Here is a 19,861-nt window from a genome sequence, read left to right on the forward strand (position 1 = left end):
TCCGGCTGTACCGGCAGGGGGGTTCATCTTTTTCCCAACGGCAAGTTTCTTTCCGCATCGATTCGCAGATGGTCACGGAACCTGCCCTTTTCCCAAGGAGGACGCCATGGCCAAAGAAGACGCCATTGCAGTGAACGGCCAGGTGATGGAAGCCCTGCCCAACGCCATGTTCAAGGTACAACTTGAAAACGGTCTGGAAACGCTGGCCCACATATCCGGCAAGATGCGCAAATTCCGTATCCGGGTTCTTCCCGGCGACACGGTGACTGTGGAACTTTCGCCCTACGACCTTTCCCGCGGACGCATCACCTTCCGCCCCCGGTAGGGTAGTAGGGTAGGTTTTCAACCGACAGACCTGCGACGCAAAACAGCCCCCCGGCTCCGAAAGGAACCGGGGGGCTGTTTGTCATATCTACGTGCCGTTTACGCTGAGCGCGCCAGCCGTATACGCCCGGAAACGTCAGTTTTTCAGGCTGTGTATGGGGGCCGGAATACGCCCGCCCAGCTTGATGAAGGTATCTGCCGTGCCGCCGGGAACCGCCATGATGCGCGCCTCGCCCAGCAGACCGCCAAAGCTGACCAGATCGCCCACCACCTTGCCCGGCACGGGAATAATGCGCACGGCCGTGGTCTTGTTGTTGATCATGCCTATGGCCATCTCATCCGCGATAATGGCGGAAAGCGTGGTGGCAGAGGTGGCACCGGGAACAGCCACCATGTCCAGCCCCACGGAGCACACGCTGGTCATGGCTTCCAGCTTTTCCATGGTCAGCGCGCCCGATGCGGCTGCGGCGGCAATGCTGGAATCTTCGGAAACCGGAATGAACGCGCCGGAAAGCCCGCCCACATGGGAAGAGGCAAACGCCCCGCCCTTCTTCACCGCGTCATTAAGCATGGCAAGCACGGCGGTGGAGCCCGGAGCCCCGATGGACGAAAGCCCGATGCTCTGGAAGATTTCACCCACGGAGTCACCCACCTCTGGGGTAGGCGCCAGCGAAAGGTCTGCCACACCGAAAGGCAGCCCAAGGCGGTTTGCCACCTCGGACCCGATAATCTCGCCCACACGCGTGACCTTGAAGGCCGTGCGCTTGATCACTTCGGCAATATCGCTCAGCGTGCGGTTCGGATTGCTCTCCATGGCCCGGTCAATGGCCTTCTTCACCACGCCGGGACCGGAAACGCCGACGTTGATTACTACCTCCGGCTCACCCACACCGAGATACGCGCCCGCCATGAAAGGCACATCCTGCGGAATGTTGGCAAAAACCACCAGCTTGGCGCAGCCTATGGCGTCGCGGTCTGCGGAACGCTCGGCTATGGCCTTGATGGTTTCGCCCATCAGGGCCACGGCGTCCATGTTTATGCCGCTGCGCGAGGAGGCCACGTTAATGGAGGAGCAAACACAATCGGTTACGGACAAAGCTTCCGGCAATGAATCGATAAGCGCCCGGTCACCTCTCGTCATGCCCTTTTCCACCAGCGCGCCGAATCCGCCCAGAAAGTTCACGCCTGCTGCCTTGGCGGCTTCATCCAGCACCTTGCAGGCGCGTACCATCTGGTCCGGCGAAAACGAGGCGCACACCACCCCCATGGGACTCACGCTGATGCGCTTGTTCACCACGGGAATACCGTATTTATCGCCCACCTCATCGCAGGTTGCCACCAGCTTTTCGGCATAGCGGTGAATCTTGGCCCGCACCTTGTCTGCAAAGGTGTCGAAATTGTCGCTGGCGCAGTCAAAAAGGCTCACGCCCAGCGTGACGGTGCGCACGTCCAGATGTTCGTTGCGCAGCATGTTCAGCGTGCTGAGTACTTCACGATCCGTCAGCATATTCGGTTCCTTATCTGAAAAAACGTTTTGATCCCGGCTTGGCGTACCCGCGGCTTACCGAGCGGCTCCTCGTGCGCGATGAACCGGGCATATTCCGGCCATTCTTCGCCTATACGGCTCAGACGGGCTGCACCCGGTGCACTGCCTCAAAAATATCCCGGTGCTGCATGCCCACACGCACCTGCAGCACGTCCGCAGCGGCACGCAGCTCCGCGCGCAGGGCGGCAGGGTCCACATGGTGGGGCAGCGCCACCTCGTACACGATGAGTGCCTGCCCGTTACTCTTGCCACCGGGCATAACGGCCTTCAGATTCTCTATGTTCACCTTATTGCGGGCGAACACGCCCGTTATGCCGGAAATAAGGCCGGGACGGTCCGGACCGTCCACCGTCACCACAAAGGGTTCCGCCGCGCCATCGTTCCACTTCACGCCGTCGAACAGCCGGGTGGTCACCGCAAGGTCCACGTTACGGGTCTTGAGTCCCGCTTCCAGCTTGGCGTGCAGGGTTTCCAGCGCCAGCGCCTTCGGCACGTCCACAATAAGAATGGCGGCAAATTCGCTGTGCAGGATGGTCTGGCTCACTTCATCGATATTACAATCCAGTTCGGTCATGAGGCTGGAAACCGCATGCACGATTCCGGGGCAGTCCCGCCCCAGAAAGGATACGACTGCTTTATACATCAGGGTGCTCCTGTCTACGAGAATATACCGCGAGACCATCTTAGGCATCGGCCCCGATGTCAAGAAAATCATCCCGCCACCGGAAATACCGATGGCGGGATGTCTATTGTACACTCGCTGCGGCAGCCATAGCCTGAGAGGGCCGTATGGCGTTCGCGTCAGGTTCGCAGCAGGCCCGCGTCAGGACCGAATCAGGCCCGCAGCAGGCGCAGGCCGTTAGCCACCACCAGCAGGCTGGACCCCACATCCGCGAACACCGCCATCCACATCGTGCCCAGTCCCGCCAGCGTAAGGGCCAGAAATACGCTCTTTATGCCCAGTGCCAGCACAATGTTCTGCACCAGAATACTCCTCGTGGCCCGCGAAAGGCGCACAAAGGCAGGCAATTTTCTCAGGTCGTCGTCCATCAGGGCCACATCGGCAGTCTCTATGGCCGTATCCGTACCCATGGCCCCCATGGCAAAGCCTATGTCTGCCCGCGCCAGCGCGGGAGCATCGTTAATGCCGTCGCCCACCATGCCCACCAGTCCTTCCTTGCCAAGGGCTTCCACCGCCTGAAGCTTGCCTTCCGGCAGCATCTCGCCAAAGGCCCTGTCCATGCCCATTTGCGCGGCCACCGCCTCCGCAATATGGGCATTGTCGCCACTCAGCATCACAGTGTGCACGCCCAGCGTGTGCAGGTCTTCAATGGCGGCGCGGGAGGTTTCCTTCACCGTGTCCGCCACGGCAAACAACCCCAAAACCCGCTCTGCGCCCATAAGCGCCACCACAGACCTGCCCTGCCGTTCCAATGCCTCAAAGCGCTCCGCCACCATGGGCGGCTGCGTGCCGTGCTCCTCAACCAGCCGCCTGTTGCCCAGCAGATAGACAATTCCCTCTGCCGTGCCGCGCACGCCCCTGCCGGGCAATGCCGCAAAACCGTCCACATGCGCGGGGGCCACGCCGTCCGCCTGCGCTGCATACGCAATGGCCTCCGAGACAGGATGGTCGGAAAGCGCCGCAAGCCCTGCGGCAATGCCGCGCGCATGGGCCGCGTCTGTTCCGTCAAGCCATTCCATGTCGGTCTGCACGGGTTTTCCGTTGGTTATGGTGCCCGTCTTGTCCAGCGCTATCCACCTCAGCTTGCGGCCTTCTTCCAGATAGACGCCGCCCTTGATGAGTATACCCTTGCGGGCCGCCGCAGCCAGCCCGCTGACAATGCTCACCGGGGTGGAGATAACCAGAGCGCACGGGCAGGCGATGACCAGCAGCACCAGCGCCTTGTAAATCCATTCCTGCCAGCCGCCTCCGGCAAGCAGGGGCGGCACAACGGCCACCAGCAGCGCCCCGGCGAAAACCATGGGCGTATACACCTTCGCAAACCGGTCTATGAAACGCTGGGTGGGAGCTTTTACGCCCTGCGCCTGCTCCACGGCGTGGATGATGCGCGCCAGCGCGGTATCTTCCGCCCCGGCGGTCACGCGGTATTCAAAGGCTCCTGCCTCGTTGACGGTGCCTGCGAACACCCTGTCGCCCGGAGCCTTATCCACGGGAATGCTCTCTCCGGTGATGGGAGCCTGATTAACGGTGGAATGCCCCCGCACCACCTCACCATCCAGTGCAATGCGCTCTCCGGGCCGCACACGGACCACACTGCCCACCGCTATGGCGGACGCCTCCACCTCCTGCCACGAGCCGTCTTCCCGCTGCACGGTGGCACGGTCCGGGGCCAGCCGCAGCAGCCCGGCAATGGCGTTACGGGCACGATCCAGCGAACGGGCCTCCACCTTCTCGGCAATGGTGAACAACACCATAACCATGGCAGCTTCCGGCCATTGGCCCAGCAGCATGGCGCCGGTCACGGCAATGCTCATAAGGGCGTTTATGTTCAGGTTCAGATAACGCAGGGCGACAAACCCCTTGCGGTAGGTACCCAGCCCGCACAGGGCTATGGCCAGCAGCGCAAACACCAGACCGAGCCAATGGGGCAACGCGGTCCAGTGCACCACTTCGGCTGCGGCTGCGGCGGTAACGGCAAGCCCCAACGGCCACCACGGCTTGTGGGTCTCTTCCGCTTCTGCAAGCCTGCCCTGTGCATCGGGCAGTTCCGGCTGGAAGCCCAGCGAGCGTATGGCTTCTGCAATATCGTCCAGAGCGGCGGGTTCGTGCACCACGGTAAGCACCCGCTGCACCAGGTTGAACTCCAGACGCTTCACACCCGGCATGCCTTCCAGCTTGGAACGGATGAGCCCCTCTTCCACCGGGCAGTCCATCTGCATGATGCGTATGGGCGTGCGCACACCGTCCGCCACAGCACGCGGAGCGGAAAGGCGGGTAAACTCCACGGGCGGGGCATCGCAGCATGAACAGCCGCATGCGTCTGCTGTGAGGGCATTGCCTTGCGGTGCGCCCGTCCCGGTTGCAGAAGGCGACCCAAGCCGCGCAAATGCGGCAGCCGCCATACTCCCTGCACTGCCCGAAGAAGGAACAGTCCCGTGGGCATGGTCATGCTCGCAGCAATTTGCACCCGCTCCCGGCAATGCAGGAGATGCAGACACTCCCGGTGCACCGGGTGCAGCAGCAGTTCCGGGGGCGTGATCATGGCCGCAACAGGGAGAGGTGCCGTGCCCTGCCGCATGTTCGGAATGACACCCGGCACCGTGACCGGAATTTCCTGTACCACCCATATGCTGCTTGGAATCGCAACTGCCGCTCATAGTCTCGTTCCCTGAATAATTCTTCTATTCGACCTTGCCGCAACGTGTCCGTCAGCACGCCCGCTCACAAACTGCCGGGGCATGCACGGACTGCCGGACCCGAAAATGTACCCCCATTTCCGCCGTAACAGCACGGCGCGCGGGTACTCGCGCCCAGCTCCCTGCGAACACATGAACACTCGTTCATATGTTTGATAGGACGTTTCCCTTTCCCGGTCAAGTACCCCCGTGCAACCGCGAGGGGAAACTGCTCAACGGCACACGCATTATCCACGGATTTTGACGTTGATAACGGCTCCGGTCTCGTGGTATTTTTTGTTCACTATTCATTGACACGCTGTCAGATGGCTGTATAGCAGGTGGTGAGGAGGCCGGACCATGCCACCAATAGCGAAGACAAAAGAAGCTGACTTAATCAGCACCCTTTCCGAAAGAGCCAACGACCCAAGGCCCATTGATGAGCTGGAAGCCCTTAGATTTATTCATGAAGCTGAGCTTCTTAAAAAAGCCGACCAACGGGCCGGATACGAAGCCCTAGGCATTATCGCCTGTCTCATGGGTAATCTGGAAAAAATGCATAAGTATCACCAAAAAGCCATACGCCTCTCCGCCCACAGCCCCCTTGCCCACAGGAACTATGCGTGTTCCCTTTTACATAGCGGTGATGCTGCGCTCTCTCTGACTGAAGCACTGAAAGGGCACCAGAAAGATCCTTTGGACATCTCGTGTATTGATGCCGCAATAGCTGCTGCCTACTACCTTGGTGCTATTGAGCAGGCATTGGCGCTCAACAGCACCTACCGAGCTCTTGTCGGTGAAGACCACGAGGTAACTCTCTGGCTGGAGGAGGACGAGGAAGACGCCGCCGCCGCACAGGAAAATCTGAGCAGAAGCACTCCTGAAGATTTCGTCTCTTGGGATGACGCGATGAAGGAACTGGAGTGTAGATAGGACATGACTTACGAGGTGCATCTCCATAAAAGCGCTCTTAAAACACTCAAAAAAATGGACGGCACCCTACGAAGGTGTATTCTGAATAAGATTGAGCACCTCAAACGCGACCCGCGCCCTTACGACTGCAAAAAGCTTTCTGGATCTGATATGTATAGAGTTCGTTCCGGAAACTTCAGAATACTGTATACTATTGAAGACAAAAAACTCATCGTTCTGATTGTCGCCATCCGTGACCGAAAGGAAGCCTACAAAACGCGACAATCTGTTGCCTGACACAAAACCCTGCCTCGGCGATGGACTGCAAATATTCCAACAAGATACCCCTCCCCCGCTACGTCCCCATATGCCGATACATGGAAAAATCTTCCGGCCCTGCGCCATGCAGAGCACCCTGTGCGCAAACCGCATCCATGGCGGCGCACACCGGGGGAGGGAACAGCCCCGTAAAGGCGGGAAAGGTCACCCCTTCCGCCGCCTGCCCTTCAGGCAACGGGGTATCCAGCTCATTCAGGTCGTCCGTAAGTACACCCAGCAGCGCTGAACAATCCCGCAGATAGCCACGAAGAAAGGCTGCCATCACCTGCTGCGCGCCCTCATAGCGGGCAGCAAAGCGCATCAGCCCGTACACGGCGTACAGCATGTCATGATACACCAGCCCGGGAGCCTGCACCATCCGGGCACAGGGGCGTGTGCCCACGCTGTAGAGAAATACCTGTGCGATTTCGCCGAAAGGGACACCCGCCTCAATCTGTTCCAGAAAGGTATTGGCCTGCCACACCATCCCGCGCCGCACGGCAGTGGTGCGCGAAAGCCTGCGCATCTGCCATGCCCGCGAGGCATCGGTAATGCGCAGTCGGTACCCTGCTGCCGTAAGCCGTTCGCACAGGAACCTGTCCTGCCCCAGACGTTCGCCATACCCGGCAAACCCGCCCACGGCATCAAACACCGCCTTGCGCATCAGAAACGCCGGCCCGGGAATCATGGGCACATCACCACGGACAGGGGCAAAACTGTAGGTCAGCCGCATATACTCGTTCGTCAGTGTGCCGGTGCTGCCGTCGCCGGAACGGTAGTCCACGGGCGTGGAAACCATGCCCGTATCCTCCTGTGCGGCAAGGGGCAGGCAATATTCCAGCCAGTCGGCTTCCAGCCGTGTATCGGAATCCATGGAAAGCACGAACCGGGAAGCGGCGGCGGAGATACCGGACTGCTTGGCCCCGGTGGGGCCGCAGTTCTGCCCGAGAGAGATCACCCGCAGGGGAACGGCCTTATCCGCTGCCCGGACGTGGCCCGCCTCCTGAGCCGACTCCGGCGCATCTGCCTTCTCCTGTGTATCTGCCTTCTCGGGCGCATCCGGCTGCCCCCCCTTTCTGCTCAGAAAGGACAAGCGGATGTCGGCTGCAGCCTCTGCCTGCGGGAAAGGCGTTTCCGATCCGTCGTCCACCACAATCAGTTCACGCGGCACAACTGACCAGCCCCCCACGCTGCGCAGGAGTTCCCGCACCAACCCGTGGTCGTTGTAGGAATAGGTCACCACGGAAAGGTGGACCCTGCGCGCCGTCCGTGCCCCCGTCAACATAGCTTGGCCCCCAGCGGAGCGGGCTTGTCCGGCACGGCAAGAAGAATCCTGCCCTGTTCGTCCGCAAACCCGGTAATAAGGCATTCAGACATAAAGGGACCTATCTGCTTGCGGGGAAAATTCACCACCGCAATGACCTGCTTGCCCACCAGTTCTTCCGGCGTATACAGGCTGGCAATCTGGGCGCTGCTCTTGCGCTCTCCGATTTCCGGGCCGAAGTCCACCCACAGCTTGTGGGCAGGCTTGCGTGCCTCTGCAAACACCTCTGCCCGCAGCACCACGCCCACGCGCAGTTCCACCTTCTCAAACTCCGCCCAGGTTATCTCCTCACCCACCGTTGTATTTCCGGCATCATCCGCCATGGCATCCTCCCTTGCTTACTCGTTTGGTCCTTATGGCCGTTTTGACCTGTCGGTCCCGTCGAGTGGTTGGCAAAACATTTCTTCCCTGCAGACTGCTTTTGTATGGCAAGGCTCTCTCCGCCGCAACAGCAAGACAAATACGTATACATGCGGCCGCAACGGATGCAATGCGACCCTGTATAACTGTAACACCGCATACGCGATATGCTTCAGGCTCCTGAAGACTTGGCGGCACGTTTTCACAGCACCTGTTCAGCGTGCGGACGCAGCATACCATACGCCGGACACCGTTGCCGGACACTGTGAAACGCACAATCACGCGGGCAATCCGCTACGCTGCGCGAGGCCGATGCGTGAAAATCATTCGTACCCGCTTTCGATTTAGGATACAGTCCTACAAGGCTTCCCCTTTGCCGCAGGCATTATTTCCTTACGGCGCGGGGGCACCTCTTCTCCTCACACATGTCCGGACACGGGGGCACCGATGAGCGCACACTATAAAGCCATACACTATACGCCTCCGCCCGGTTACAAAAAGCCTTCACTCTACCTCACCATTCTCACCATTTTCATGGCTGTAGCCATGTTCATAGCCGCCTCGGTCACTTGGTACAACTACCTCAAGGGCAAGCAGGCGGCAAAACTGGCGGCGGATGCGCAACTGCTCTCCATGAGCGACAAGGTGCTGCTGGAAACCCGCCGCGTGTTCGAACCCGCCATAATCCTCACCGCCGTGCTGAACGGCATGGACGATTCCTCCGCAAAGCCGGAATTGCACGCCCACCCTGTGGCTCCCATGCTGCTGGACGCTCTGGAGCATTACCACCAACTGCTCTCGCTCTATCTCGGATTTGATGACGGCGACTTCTATCAGGTTGTTTCCTTTCACGGAGAAAACCGGCACGTGCGCAGAATCCTGCGTGCCCCGGCAGACGCTGTGTTCGGCCTGCGCACGGTGTTCATGCATCATGACTGGCGCAACACTCCTCTTGCCACCGTACATCCGCCCCGCAGGGTGGAACTGTGGGTCTGGCTGAACAGCGAACGCAAGATAGTGGGGTCACGTGCCGATCCCGTTTCGGAGTATGATCCCCGCGTGCGACCCTGGTTTCGGCTGGCTGGCGAAAGCGGCGGGATAGTGATGACCGATTATTACATCTTCGCCAGCAGCGGCGCGCTGGGCTTCACCGTTGCGCAGCGGTTTGACGGGCCTGTGGCAGGTGCCATAGGGGTGGACATGACGGGCATATCCCTTTCTCACTTCCTGCGGGAACAGAACCGGGGCACAGGCGGGCTGGTGTTCATGTTCACAGATACGGGCAAGCTTACCGCCTACCCGGACCCGGAGCGCGTGGCACGCCGCGTGACCGTAAACGGTACGCTGACCGTGGAACCCGTGTTTCTGGATGCCTTCGACGACCCTGTAGCCGAAACGGTGTTCAGGCTGTACCGGCAGTCGCCGGGGTCCGAACTCCGGGAGTTCATCCACGACGGCGAACCGTGGCTGGCCCGCATCACCCCTGTTCCCGGCGTATACGGACGGGCCGAGATGGTGGCCGTGGCAACCCCGCTGAGCGTGTTCACGGCTTCGCTGGACCGCACCCGCAACGAAAGCCTTCTCTTTGCCTTCGCCATTACGCTGTGCATGATTCCGGTCATTGTTTTTGCTTCACGGCGCATCTCAGGCCCTCTTTCGCAACTGGCCAGAGAGGCGGAGCGCATCCGGGCCTTCCGGCTTGAGGAAGATCACGCCGTGGTGCAGTCGCGCATCAAGGAAGTGGCGGAACTTGCCATCGCCTTCGCTTCCATGAAGCAGGTGCTCGGCACCTTTGCCACCTACCTGCCCAAGGCGCTGGTCCGGCAGTTCGTCATTTCGGACATCGTGCCCCATCTGGGCGGCGAACGCAGGGAACTGAGCCTGCTCTTTACGGACGTGGCCAACTTCACGGCTCTTTCTGAGCAACTGGATGCAGAAACCCTTATGCTGCGCGCCTCGGAATATTTTCAGGAACTCAGCCTCCCTGTGCTGGAAGCTTCCGGCACCATAGACAAGTTCATCGGTGATGCCATGATGGCGTTCTGGAACGCCCCGATGCCACAGCCGGATCATCATCTGCGGGCCTGCGCCGCCGCCATGCGCTGTCGCAACGCCGTGAACACCCTGAACACCCGCTGGAAACGCGAAGGCAAGCAGCCCATGCTCACCCGCATAGGTCTGCATGCGGGTGAATGCATTGTAGGCAATGTGGGCACCACTGACCGCATGAACTATACCGTTATGGGTGCCCACGTGAACCTTGCGGCACGTCTGGAGGGCCTGAACAAATTCTACGAGACAGCCATTCTTGCCAGCGGCGACATGTATGATAAAGCGAACGAAGCCTTCCTGTTCCGCTCCGTTGATCTGGTGCGACCCAAGGGCACTGCGGGCATAACCCGGTTGTACGAACTGGTCAGCCAGCTTCCCGGATACACGGAATGCTATGCCGACCCAGCCATTCTGGCCGGCCCTGACTGGACAGATACGGGTGGCATTCCTCATACGAGTGATACGGCTGGCGCATCCTCATCGTCAGACAGTTGCGGCCCTGCGCCTGAAACCGCGCTTCTGCACTGGCACGCACGGTGGGAAGAAGCCATTTCCCGCTATCGCGGGCGGGATTTTGCGCAGGCACTGCTCATCTTTGACACCCTGCTTGCAGAGAACCCGCAGGATGCCCTTGCACGCATGTACATTCAGCGCTGTACACACCTGCTGGAGAATCCGCCCGACGAAAACTGGTCTGCCGTTGTGACCTTTTCGGAAAAATGAACCGGACCGCTGAGACCGGAAGGAGCACCGTCATGACCACACGCCGCACCGCCCCCGTACAGCCATTGCTACGCTGTCTGCTCTGGCTCGGCCTATGCTCCGCGCTGTTGCTGCACTCCCTGCCAGCCGGGGCTGATACGCCAGTTCATACGAGTACTCATACAAAAAGTCAGACGACTGCGCATGGAGAAAGTAATACAGATGGTCATACGAATGACGATGAGGCTACTCTTCTGCGCATATGGGTTTCGGAAGTGCATTACGACAGGCTCGTGGCTATAGAGTACCTGACCAGAACCTTCGAAACCCTGTTTCCCGGCATTACCGTGGAGCTGACCGCCGTGGAGGAAAACCAGTTTGTGCCCGCCTTCCGGCGCAGCCTGCAAAACGGCACCACACCCGCCCTTGTGGGCACCGCCTCCGACCTTGTGGTGGCCCTTGGCGAAATGGACGCACTGGACCCGGAAGCTACTTCACGGGCGCTTAACCTCATAGGGCGCAGCCGGTTTTACCGCGGCCCCCTGTCGCTGCTGGAGCGTCCCCAGCGCGGACAGTACTACGGCATTCCCTTCCACGGCTGGATTCAGGGCATATGGTACCGGACAGACTGGTTCGAACGGGAAAATCTGGAGCCGCCCACCACATGGGAGGCAATCCTCAAGGCGGCTGAAGTCTTCACACAGCCGGAGAAGGGCATCTACGGCATTCTGGTGGGCACCAAGCGGGACCACTACGCCGGGCAGGTGTTCACGCATCTGGCCATTTCCAACGGCGCGCGCATGTTCGACAACGGGCGCACGGTCTTCAACAGCCCCGCCATGGCGGAGACGCTGGATTTCTATACCCGGCTGGCCGCCTTTTCCCCACCCGGCGAGCAGACATGGCGGGGCAGGGATTATTATCTGCAAGGCAGGCTGGCCATGATGTTCTATTCCACCTTCATCATGGATGATCTGGCCCTGCCCGGCATGGCGCTGGATTCCCTGAGCAGCGACAACTTCCCGGATCTGCCCGGAGCCCCCTTTGACCCGCATCTGGTCCACAACACGGGCATGGTTTCCCTGATAACCGCGCGGGGCAATTCTTCATACGGCATGGTAAACGCGCTGGGCCTTGTGCGCCTGAAAGAACAGGGGCAAGGCCCGTTGCGCGGTGCCGGAGACGATTCGCACGTCTACCGCGTCTACCGGGCACGGGAAGAATTTCTTCGTTTTCTCTACGCCCCCCACGTCTACACCTCGTGGCTGCACATGGCACCGGGCGGCATGTTGCCCGTCTTCCGCGACATCGCGGGGCAGAATGCCTTTATGCGCGACCTTACAGGTGTGTTCCGCCGCTATGGCAGACCCAAGATGCACGACATCATTCAGGGGCTCGAAACCATACGCAACTTCGGGCATGAAAACGGCGAGCATCAGCCCGCCGCTTCCGTGGTATACGCCCGCAACGTGCTGCCGGACATGATAGCCCACAGCCTTTCCGGCAACATGACAGCGGAACAGGCCGTGGGGTGGGCGCATGCACGCATTGAGGAAATCGTGCACGAACTGAACGCCGGAAAAAATTCAGCCCCAGCCTCACAATAGCAAAAACGGTCAAGACAGGTTCCGGCGGAAAGGGTATTTCCCTTTCCATGCAACAACACATGAACAACCTGAATATGGCCGACGCCCGCACAACGCAGAGTGGCGAGGATGATTCCCTGCGGGATGACAACCCGCCGCAGGACAGGACGGCTCCTGTGCAGCCCGTACCCGCTTTGCCCTCGTTGCCCCCGTCGCCCCCGGTTCACGGTCCCGCCCACCGGCAGGCAGGCAACAGCTATCGGCAACGCATCCTCCGGGTGCTGTTGTACATGGAAGAGAACATAGGCAGGCACGATACTTCGCCCTCTTCAGGCAGAAACGGCGAACGCCCCGGAGCGCAGGCAGACCCGCTCTCGCTGGAAAATCTGGCTTCCGTGGCGCACCTTTCCCCTTTTCATTTCCACCGCGTCTTCACCGGCATGGTGGGCGAATCCGTCAAGGCATACCTGCGCAGGCTGCGGCTTGAACGGGCAAGCACCATGCTGGCCTTTACAGACCGCGCCATACTGGATGTGGCACTTGAGGCCGGATACGAATCGCAGGAGGCCTTTACCCGCGCCTTCCGGACACGGTTCGGCGCAAGCCCCGCACAATACCGCAGGAGCGGATGCCGCCTAACTCCTGCAAACCCGTACTTCAAGGAGATTTTCATGCCCGCAAACACCGAATTTAATCCGCAGGCCCTCGGGCTTGACGTGGAAATCAGGAAGCTTCCTGCCCAGCGCGTGGCTGCGGTCCGCCATGTGGGCCCCTACTCGCAATGCGAATCCGCATGGAACACCCTGTGCGGCTGGGCAGCCCCGAAGGGCCTCTTGGGTCCGGGCGTGCTGTTCCTCGGCATCTGCCATGATGATCCCACCGTGACAGACCCTGACAAAATCCGTTATGACGCATGTATTGCCGTATCCGATACGGATACCGTGGAAGGCCCTGCCACGGCCCTTACCCTGCGCGGAGGCGACTATGTGGTGGCCGTGCACAAGGGGCCTTATGAAAACCTTTACAAGAGCTACGCCGCCATCTGCGGGCAGTGGATTCCCCTGTCCGGGCGCGAAATGGCCATGGAGCCGAGCATAGAGGTATACCTGAACGACTGCAAAACCACTCCCCCCGGCGAGTTGCGCACGGAAATACGTATTCCGCTCGTTCCCGCCGCATAGGGCAGCCCCCTGCCATGCGCATGTATGGCGGGGGCCCCGCAGATATCCGTTATGAAGACCATCAGCAACACACGCAAAGCAGCGCCTCAGCCCGCCACGGAAACTGCCCGCTACTGGGCAGACAGCCGCATTGCCGGGCTGGAAATGCTTAAGGCACAATACGTGCGCCACACCTTTGCCCGCCACGCGCATGAGGGATTCGCGCTGGGCGTCATCCTGCACGGGGCACTGGCTTTCCGCTATCTGGGACGCAACCATGTGGCGCAACCGGGAACGGTAAACCTCACCGTACCCGGTGAGGTGCACGACGGGCACGGGGCCGACTCCGCAGGATGGGCGTACCGCATGTTTTACCTGTCTCCGCAGTTCGTACTTGCCGCCGCCACGGAGGCGGGCATGCCTGCGGGGCGGCTTCCCGAATTCTCTTCCGGCGTGCTCCAAGACCCCGCTCTGGCGCGCGGGCTTACCCTGCTGCACACGCAAATGGAACAGCAGGATGCAACCATGCCCGTGCTGGAACAGCAGGTACGGCTGAACGCCCTGCTCGCGCACTGGATTCATGCCCACGCCAACCGCAACACCTGCACAGGAGCAACGGGACCGCAATCCCCTGCCGCAGGCAGCGCACGGCAGACAGGATCAATGCCCCGCGCAGGCTGTGAACCCCGCGCCGTGCGGCTGGCCCGGGAATATCTAGACGCGCACAGCGCGGAAGATGTGCGGCTTGAGGTGCTTGCACTCCACGCGGGACTCAGCCCCTACCACCTTTCACGGGTTTTCTGCCGCACGCTGGGTATGCCGCCGCATGCCTACCTCACCCAGCGGCGGGTGTTCCACGCCCGCGCACTCCTTGCCACGGATACTCCGCTGGCGGACATCGCCCTCACCTGCGGATTCGCCGACCAGAGCCACCTCACCCGGCAGTTCAAACGGGTTCTGGGCGTTCCGCCCGGTGCCTTGCGCAAGAACGTGCAAGAACAATAATTCTGCCTGTTCCATGATGCTCTCCGTACCATACAGGAGGTTCTCATCATGGACACACATCCCCGCAAAGCTGCAACGCCTTCCGACGCAGCCACTCACCTGCCCCGCAATCCGGCAGCCCCCTCTGCCCTCCGGGCACGGATTTCGCTCTGCCTTGCCATGGCCATTGTCGGCTCTTCAGTGGTTGCCGGAAAATATGTGGTGCTTTCCATGCCCGTGTATCTTTCGCTCTGGTTGCGGTTTGCCATAGCCTTTGCGGTTATGCTGCCTCTGCTTTTCCTGCGGGAAGGCGGACTGCCCCGTGCCCCGCGGACAGACTGGCTATTGCTCTTCGCACAGGCCGGTTGCGGAGGATTCCTGTTCAACGCTCTGCTGCTGGAAGGGCTGCGGCATACCGATGCACCATCGGCCGGTATCATCACCGCCACTGGTCCCGCCTGCGCCATGCTCGTCTCGTGCCTCATGCTGGGGGAGAGGCTCACCCGCCGCACCGCGCTGGCTGTCTGCCTGTCTTTTTCCGGCATTGCCCTGCTCCATGCCGGAAATCCGCAAATGACAGCGTCTGCCCCTGCCCGGCAGATCACGGCATACGGAACCATGCTTGTCTTCGGCGCGGTTATGGCTGAATCGCTGTTCCTGCTGCTGGGCAAACGGTTACGTACCCGCATCACTCCGCTGGCGGCGTCCACTCTTCTCTGCGGTTTCTGCACGGTGCAGTTTTTTCCGCTGGCCCTGCCGCAGCTGCTTGCGGGCGGCATGAGCGGCATGTCCTATGCCGATGCGATGGTTATTGCGTGGTATGCCCTCGGCATCACGGTGGGAGCCTACCTGCTGTGGTTTTCCGGGGTGGCGCATGTGCGCGGGGCAGAGGCGGGCCTCTATACCGGCATCATGCCCGTATCTGCCCTTCTTTTCTCCTCCTTGCTGCCCGGCAACGTCATCGGCTGGCAGCACGCAGCCGGGTGCACGGCCGTGCTTCTGGGCATTGCCGCCGCATCCCTGCCATATCGGCCCGCCAAGCAACTACAGTAGCAGAGGAGTATCTTTTCACTCCAATACCACTGAAGGTGCGCGTGGATGAATAATCCTACCCTCCACGCGCACCTTCACGTGCACCTTCACGCGCAAAGAAGCCGCCGGACGATCTTTCGTCCGGCGGCTTCTTGCGCTCTGCTCCGGAAAGCCCGCCTTGCTGAAGGGCCGGTTCCCAGAAACGGAGGAGCGATGCCCGGAAAATTCGGGCACCGCAGTTGGGTTAGCGATTGGGAAATCCCGCGCATAATACCCGCAGCGCGTCATTGCGCAAATGAATTCTTTTCATGCGGCTGTTGAATTTTTTTCAGGTACCGCTCTTCTGAATAAACCTGTACCGGAGCCACCCCGGCAAGACCGGGCAAGCATCCGGATGCATGCCCGCTGACAATCGGTATCTGCATACCGCAGTGACACGCGCTTGCGGCCACAACTGCCAGCCTGTACTTGCGGCGGTCGGTGGCGCCTCCCCTTGCTCACGATGCCCCACAAAAAACAGTCGGCCACAGGGAGCAATCCCTGTGGCCGAAGGGCAGTACTGCGAAAAAACAAAAAGACTACTTGTTAACCACGTCAACAAGCGCCTTGGCGGCAGAAAACTTAACCACCTTGCGGGCCGGAATGGTAATGGGCTTTCCGGTCTGCGGATTGCGGCCTGTGCGGGCGGCACGCTCGGAGACGGAAAATGCGCCCACGCTGGGCAGGCGAACACCGGCCTTGGCGGCAACGCCATCGGCAAGCACCTTGCAGAAGGCATCATATGCCTTTTCCGCACTCACCTTGGTCTCGAACACTTCGGGCAGGGCATCTTTAAGAGCCGCTACAAATTCAGCCTTGGTCAACATCAGGAATATCCTCCTTAAAGCACGATTCGGTTTCCCCCCGGAACATCAAGCCGTGACCACATTATTAACAGACCCTATGCAGTCTTCTCCAAACATTGTCAATCGTTTCACGGGCGCAAACCCCCGCCCCGCAAGACTTTGCGTCGTTATACACATTGCTTGTTACGGTATTGCTATTATCATATGAAGTGGTTACGGTGTAATAGACAGTATTGAAGTTTTGTGCATTCGCGCCTGTTCCTTCAGCGTATCAGGGGGTTTTCATGAATAACGCAACCCATATGCACGACGTTCACACCCTGCTGACCATTGCGGAAATAGCGCAACGGTTTTCACTGCCTGAATCCACTGCCCGTTACTACTGCAAGCGATTCCTCGCCTACCTGCCCCATGTGGGCGAAGGCAAACGCAGGCGCTACCGCAAGGGCGTGCTGGACGTGTTTGCGGTTATTGTTGACGAAATGAAGCGGAATAAAAACGCAATGGCGGTGGAGGCAACACTTTCCGCAACGTTTCCTAAAAATATCGATGTATTGGGAGACAAACCGCAAGCGCAACAACAAAACAACAACACCGCGGCATCTACTGCGGTTCTTCCGTTCTCCGCGCATCTCCCGCAGGAAGCGGACCGCCTGTTCAACCTTCTTGAGCAACAGGCCATGGCCATGGGCACCATAGCCAAAGCCCTGTGCACCATTGCCGCGCGGGCAGAAACCATGCTGGATATGGCTGCGGGTCACACTGCCCCCCCGGTTGCCCCCGCCGCGCCCCCTGCTGTCAGCGAACTGGAACAGGCTCTCGTGCGCAAGGATGAGGAACTGGAAACGCTCCGCAAGGAGATTTCCACAATAAAGATCCTGCAGGCAGAGTCGGAAAAACTCCACCAGCAGGATCTAGATCAGATGCGAAAATGGCTGGGCCGCATAGCACAGGAGCAGAACACGGCTGCGGGCAGACAAAATTCCTGACAATCTGCCTACACAGCAGGTGCCGCCCGCTTTTCCCACAGCTTCATATCCTTCATTTTCTTGCGCCGCTCCCGCTGCAATGCCTTGCACACGAGCGATGCGCCCTTTTTGTACCCGTATTTGGCGCGGTATTCATCCGGCGTGAGCCCATGCGACTCCAGGTGCTTACGGGTAAGCATCTTGAACATTCTTTTGCATTCCAAACAGGTTACAGACTTTTCGCGGATGACCTTTTCCGGATCGGTCTCCGGGTCTGATGCCGGAGCGGACACCTCTGCCCCTCCTTCCGCTATCTGCCGGATGGCGGTTGCAAGACCGCGCATCATGGAACTTATTTCCTCTTCACCCATGGTCCGCACCGACGCCTGCGCCTTGATAATTTCCAATGCCTGCTTCAGATAGTCGTCCATCACCCACTCCTCCACTCCTTTTGGTTGGCAAGACCGCACACGTCTCACCCCGCCCCCACCCCGAATGGCACAACGGCAACATCAGTAAAACCAGTCCGCCCCCAAGGCATACGCGCCTCACCGCAAAGAGGCGCACAGAACCTGCGTGCCCTGCAGGTTATCCCGCATTCCGCCGCGTACTTCTGCGGCACACAGTCCGCGCACGCCGGCCATGTCAGCATTCGCTTACTTTTTACCACACTACAGAACCATTGCCATGATTTTCGGAACCTTACAAGACGGCACGTGCTTTTTCGCCGGCGCACCGCCTGCCCTGTATTCCCGGCAAGCGTTCTCCGCCATTGCACAAAAGCCGTAAAAAGGCTCATGAGAGCCTGCAGATGGTGAGCAAAGTGGGAGGAACAGGATGGCACATTATCAGGCCTTATCAGGCCTTACTAGGCATGATCAAGGCATGATCAGGACATGATCAGGGCATGGGGCACTGTCTCACGGACTTGTTCCGCAAACAGGCATACAGGCGGTATGGACGGGCAACGGAAGCAATCCGCAACTATCAAGCGACACCCGGCACAAAGCGGAGCACACGTCTTTTACACTGCACCTGCGGGAGGAAAAACAGGTCGCGTCAGTCGTTCCCGGTCTCCCACATGTTCTTCTTGCGGTGCATAAGGTCGTGCCCCTCTCCGGGATAGACCATGCGCTGGTCACATGGCGTGGGGGCACCTTTCAGATGCCAAGCCCCCGGAACGGGGTCCGGCCCCTGCATGGTGCGGACAGAAGGCGCGGTATCGGTCATTCGGGGATGGGCGCGCAGGTCCACGCCGGGCACATAGCAACTGAACTCCAGAGCAATGCCGTTGGGGTCGAAGGTGTATACGGAGCGGATGAAGCCGTGGTCCACAAGTTCAGAAACCCATACCCCTGCCCCTTCCAGCCTGTCCCGCACATCCCACAGGGCATCTTCGTCCGCAACCCCCAAAGAAACATGGTCAAACACATAGGGTCCGCGCACGGGAACCCCGTGGTCCTTTTCCGGCAGCGGCTCCACCCCCGGCCACTCAAAAAACGCCACCATGTCCACGTCTGATATGGCGAAGAAATACTGTCTGTACCCTTCATGACCAAGCCCGGCGATAAGGCGCATGCCCAGCAGGTCGCGCCAGAAGAGCACCGTGGCGTCCATATCTTCCGTGGCCATGGCCAGATGATTAACGCCGGTATACCGCGGCGCAAAAGGCGTTTTCTGCATTTCCGGCCTTACTGCAATTCTGAAAGCTTTTTGATAATGCCGCCGAGATCGGGGCGAAGGTTTATGTCCGTGATTTCAATATGCCGGATGATGCCCTGCCTGTCGATAATGAAAATGGCTCTCTCCGTCACGCCCTCCGGCCGCAGAATGCCGTAGAGCGAGGCCACAGCCCCGTGAGGCCAGAAGTCGGAAAGCACAGGGAACCACATGCCCTGCGGGTCCATCTGGCGGGTCCATGCGTGCAGCGAAGGCAGGTTGTCCGTGGTTATGCCCAGCAGCACCGCGTTGTGCTGTTCAAACAGCTCGCGGGCAATGTTATACCCCGGCCACTGCCCGGAACACACGGGCGTAAACGCGGCGGGCACAAAGCTGAGCACCACGTTGCTGATACCACGAAATTGAGAAAGACGAACAACCGTTCCGTTCAGCGCGGGCAAGCCAAAGTCCGGCGCCGCATCGCCCACAGCAACTGCTATCATGCTGTCCACCGGCTTTGCGGCAGCATGTCCTTGCGGCGCATACAACTGCCCGGGGTCCACGTCAGCACGCGACAGGGCGGGCATCACCAGCATGCCCAGAACAGCTACCGCTGCAACCAGCCTGGTCCAATACATGATCACTCCTCCCCGGCATCGGCCGAAAGCTTGTCTATTCGTCTGGAATGTTAGCCGCCTTAACCTATTTTAATAGAGGGCCGGAACAATACCG

At 59.9% G+C, this 19,861-nt stretch carries 18 protein-coding genes; 9 read left to right on the forward strand and 9 right to left on the reverse strand.

The window, feature by feature from the left end:
* Positions 1-106 precede the first annotated feature (106 nt).
* Entirely contained in the window at positions 107-325 is a 219-nt protein-coding gene (gene infA, locus HUV26_RS15790; RefSeq protein WP_174411104.1) for a translation initiation factor IF-1, read from the forward strand.
* Positions 326-460: 135 nt separating this feature from the next.
* Here the strand turns inward: infA and HUV26_RS15795 are convergent, their stop codons facing one another.
* The 3 genes from HUV26_RS15795 to HUV26_RS15805 all read right to left on the reverse strand — a co-directional run bounded on the left by HUV26_RS15795 (position 461) and on the right by HUV26_RS15805 (position 4,954).
* Positions 461-1,831: a PFL family protein gene (locus HUV26_RS15795; protein WP_174411105.1), complete on the reverse strand. Its 1,371-nt coding sequence runs from the start codon at positions 1,829-1,831 to the stop codon at positions 461-463.
* A 118-nt stretch (positions 1,832-1,949) separates the two neighbouring features.
* The gene (locus HUV26_RS15800; protein ID WP_174411106.1) at positions 1,950-2,513 is read right to left on the reverse strand and encodes a glycine cleavage system transcriptional repressor; all 564 of its coding nucleotides are present in this window, start codon (positions 2,511-2,513) and stop codon (positions 1,950-1,952) included.
* Positions 2,514-2,704: 191 nt separating this feature from the next.
* Entirely contained in the window at positions 2,705-4,954 is a 2,250-nt protein-coding gene (locus HUV26_RS15805) for a heavy metal translocating P-type ATPase (protein WP_205245166.1), read from the reverse strand.
* A 633-nt stretch (positions 4,955-5,587) separates the two neighbouring features.
* On the opposite strand from HUV26_RS15805, the gene HUV26_RS15810 reads away from it, so the two are divergent.
* A complete protein-coding gene (locus HUV26_RS15810) occupies positions 5,588-6,160 on the forward strand; it encodes a hypothetical protein (protein WP_174411108.1) in 573 nt (190 codons plus the stop codon).
* A 3-nt stretch (positions 6,161-6,163) separates the two neighbouring features.
* Complete coding sequence (locus tag HUV26_RS17025) at positions 6,164-6,436, forward strand: type II toxin-antitoxin system RelE family toxin (RefSeq protein WP_174411109.1); 273 nt, start codon at positions 6,164-6,166, stop codon at positions 6,434-6,436.
* A 58-nt stretch (positions 6,437-6,494) separates the two neighbouring features.
* On the opposite strand, the gene HUV26_RS15820 is transcribed toward HUV26_RS17025, so the two are convergent.
* The gene (locus HUV26_RS15820) at positions 6,495-7,742 is read right to left on the reverse strand and encodes a glycosyltransferase family 2 protein (protein ID WP_174411110.1); all 1,248 of its coding nucleotides are present in this window, start codon (positions 7,740-7,742) and stop codon (positions 6,495-6,497) included.
* Positions 7,736-8,104, reverse strand: a complete 369-nt coding sequence (locus HUV26_RS15825) for a tRNA-binding protein (RefSeq protein WP_174411111.1) — start codon at positions 8,102-8,104, stop codon at positions 7,736-7,738. Before HUV26_RS15825 ends, HUV26_RS15820 begins: the two co-directional genes overlap by 7 nt.
* A 484-nt stretch (positions 8,105-8,588) precedes the next feature.
* Between HUV26_RS15825 and HUV26_RS15830 the strand changes: the two genes are divergently transcribed.
* From HUV26_RS15830 to HUV26_RS15850, 5 genes are read left to right on the forward strand one after another with little or no spacing between them, the layout of a single operon-like run.
* Positions 8,589-10,916: an adenylate/guanylate cyclase domain-containing protein gene (locus HUV26_RS15830; RefSeq protein WP_174411112.1), complete on the forward strand. Its 2,328-nt coding sequence runs from the start codon at positions 8,589-8,591 to the stop codon at positions 10,914-10,916.
* Positions 10,917-10,948: 32 nt separating this feature from the next.
* The gene (locus HUV26_RS15835) at positions 10,949-12,502 is read left to right on the forward strand and encodes an ABC transporter substrate-binding protein (protein WP_174411113.1); all 1,554 of its coding nucleotides are present in this window, start codon (positions 10,949-10,951) and stop codon (positions 12,500-12,502) included.
* Between the two features lie 59 nt (positions 12,503-12,561).
* Positions 12,562-13,662: an AraC family transcriptional regulator gene (locus tag HUV26_RS15840; RefSeq protein WP_174411114.1), complete on the forward strand. Its 1,101-nt coding sequence runs from the start codon at positions 12,562-12,564 to the stop codon at positions 13,660-13,662.
* A gap of 51 nt (positions 13,663-13,713) precedes the next feature.
* Positions 13,714-14,646 carry an AraC family transcriptional regulator gene (locus tag HUV26_RS15845; RefSeq protein WP_174411115.1) on the forward strand — a complete coding sequence of 311 codons (933 nt, stop codon included), beginning with the start codon at positions 13,714-13,716 and terminating at the stop codon, positions 14,644-14,646.
* 48 nt (positions 14,647-14,694) lie between these two features.
* On the forward strand, positions 14,695-15,678 hold the full coding sequence (locus HUV26_RS15850) for a DMT family transporter (RefSeq protein ID WP_174411116.1): 984 nt from the start codon (positions 14,695-14,697) through the stop codon (positions 15,676-15,678).
* A 557-nt stretch (positions 15,679-16,235) separates the two neighbouring features.
* Here HUV26_RS15850 and HUV26_RS15855 read toward each other — a convergent pair.
* Positions 16,236-16,523 carry an HU family DNA-binding protein gene (locus HUV26_RS15855; protein ID WP_174411117.1) on the reverse strand — a complete coding sequence of 96 codons (288 nt, stop codon included), beginning with the start codon at positions 16,521-16,523 and terminating at the stop codon, positions 16,236-16,238.
* A gap of 263 nt (positions 16,524-16,786) precedes the next feature.
* Between HUV26_RS15855 and HUV26_RS15860 the strand changes: the two genes are divergently transcribed.
* Positions 16,787-17,491 carry a MerR family transcriptional regulator gene (locus HUV26_RS15860; protein ID WP_174411118.1) on the forward strand — a complete coding sequence of 235 codons (705 nt, stop codon included), beginning with the start codon at positions 16,787-16,789 and terminating at the stop codon, positions 17,489-17,491.
* A gap of 8 nt (positions 17,492-17,499) precedes the next feature.
* On the opposite strand, the gene HUV26_RS15865 is transcribed toward HUV26_RS15860, so the two are convergent.
* The 3 genes from HUV26_RS15865 to HUV26_RS15875 all read right to left on the reverse strand — a co-directional run bounded on the left by HUV26_RS15865 (position 17,500) and on the right by HUV26_RS15875 (position 19,767).
* Complete coding sequence (locus tag HUV26_RS15865) at positions 17,500-17,901, reverse strand: Ros/MucR family transcriptional regulator (RefSeq protein ID WP_174411119.1); 402 nt, start codon at positions 17,899-17,901, stop codon at positions 17,500-17,502.
* A gap of 628 nt (positions 17,902-18,529) precedes the next feature.
* Positions 18,530-19,153: a VOC family protein gene (locus tag HUV26_RS15870; RefSeq protein ID WP_174411120.1), complete on the reverse strand. Its 624-nt coding sequence runs from the start codon at positions 19,151-19,153 to the stop codon at positions 18,530-18,532.
* Between the two features lie 8 nt (positions 19,154-19,161).
* Positions 19,162-19,767, reverse strand: a complete 606-nt coding sequence (locus HUV26_RS15875; protein ID WP_174411121.1) for a peroxiredoxin — start codon at positions 19,765-19,767, stop codon at positions 19,162-19,164.
* Positions 19,768-19,861: the final 94 nt, after the last annotated feature.

The sequence above is a fragment of the Desulfovibrio psychrotolerans genome (assembly GCF_013340305.1).
GTDB lineage: Bacteria > Desulfobacterota > Desulfovibrionia > Desulfovibrionales > Desulfovibrionaceae > Halodesulfovibrio > Halodesulfovibrio psychrotolerans.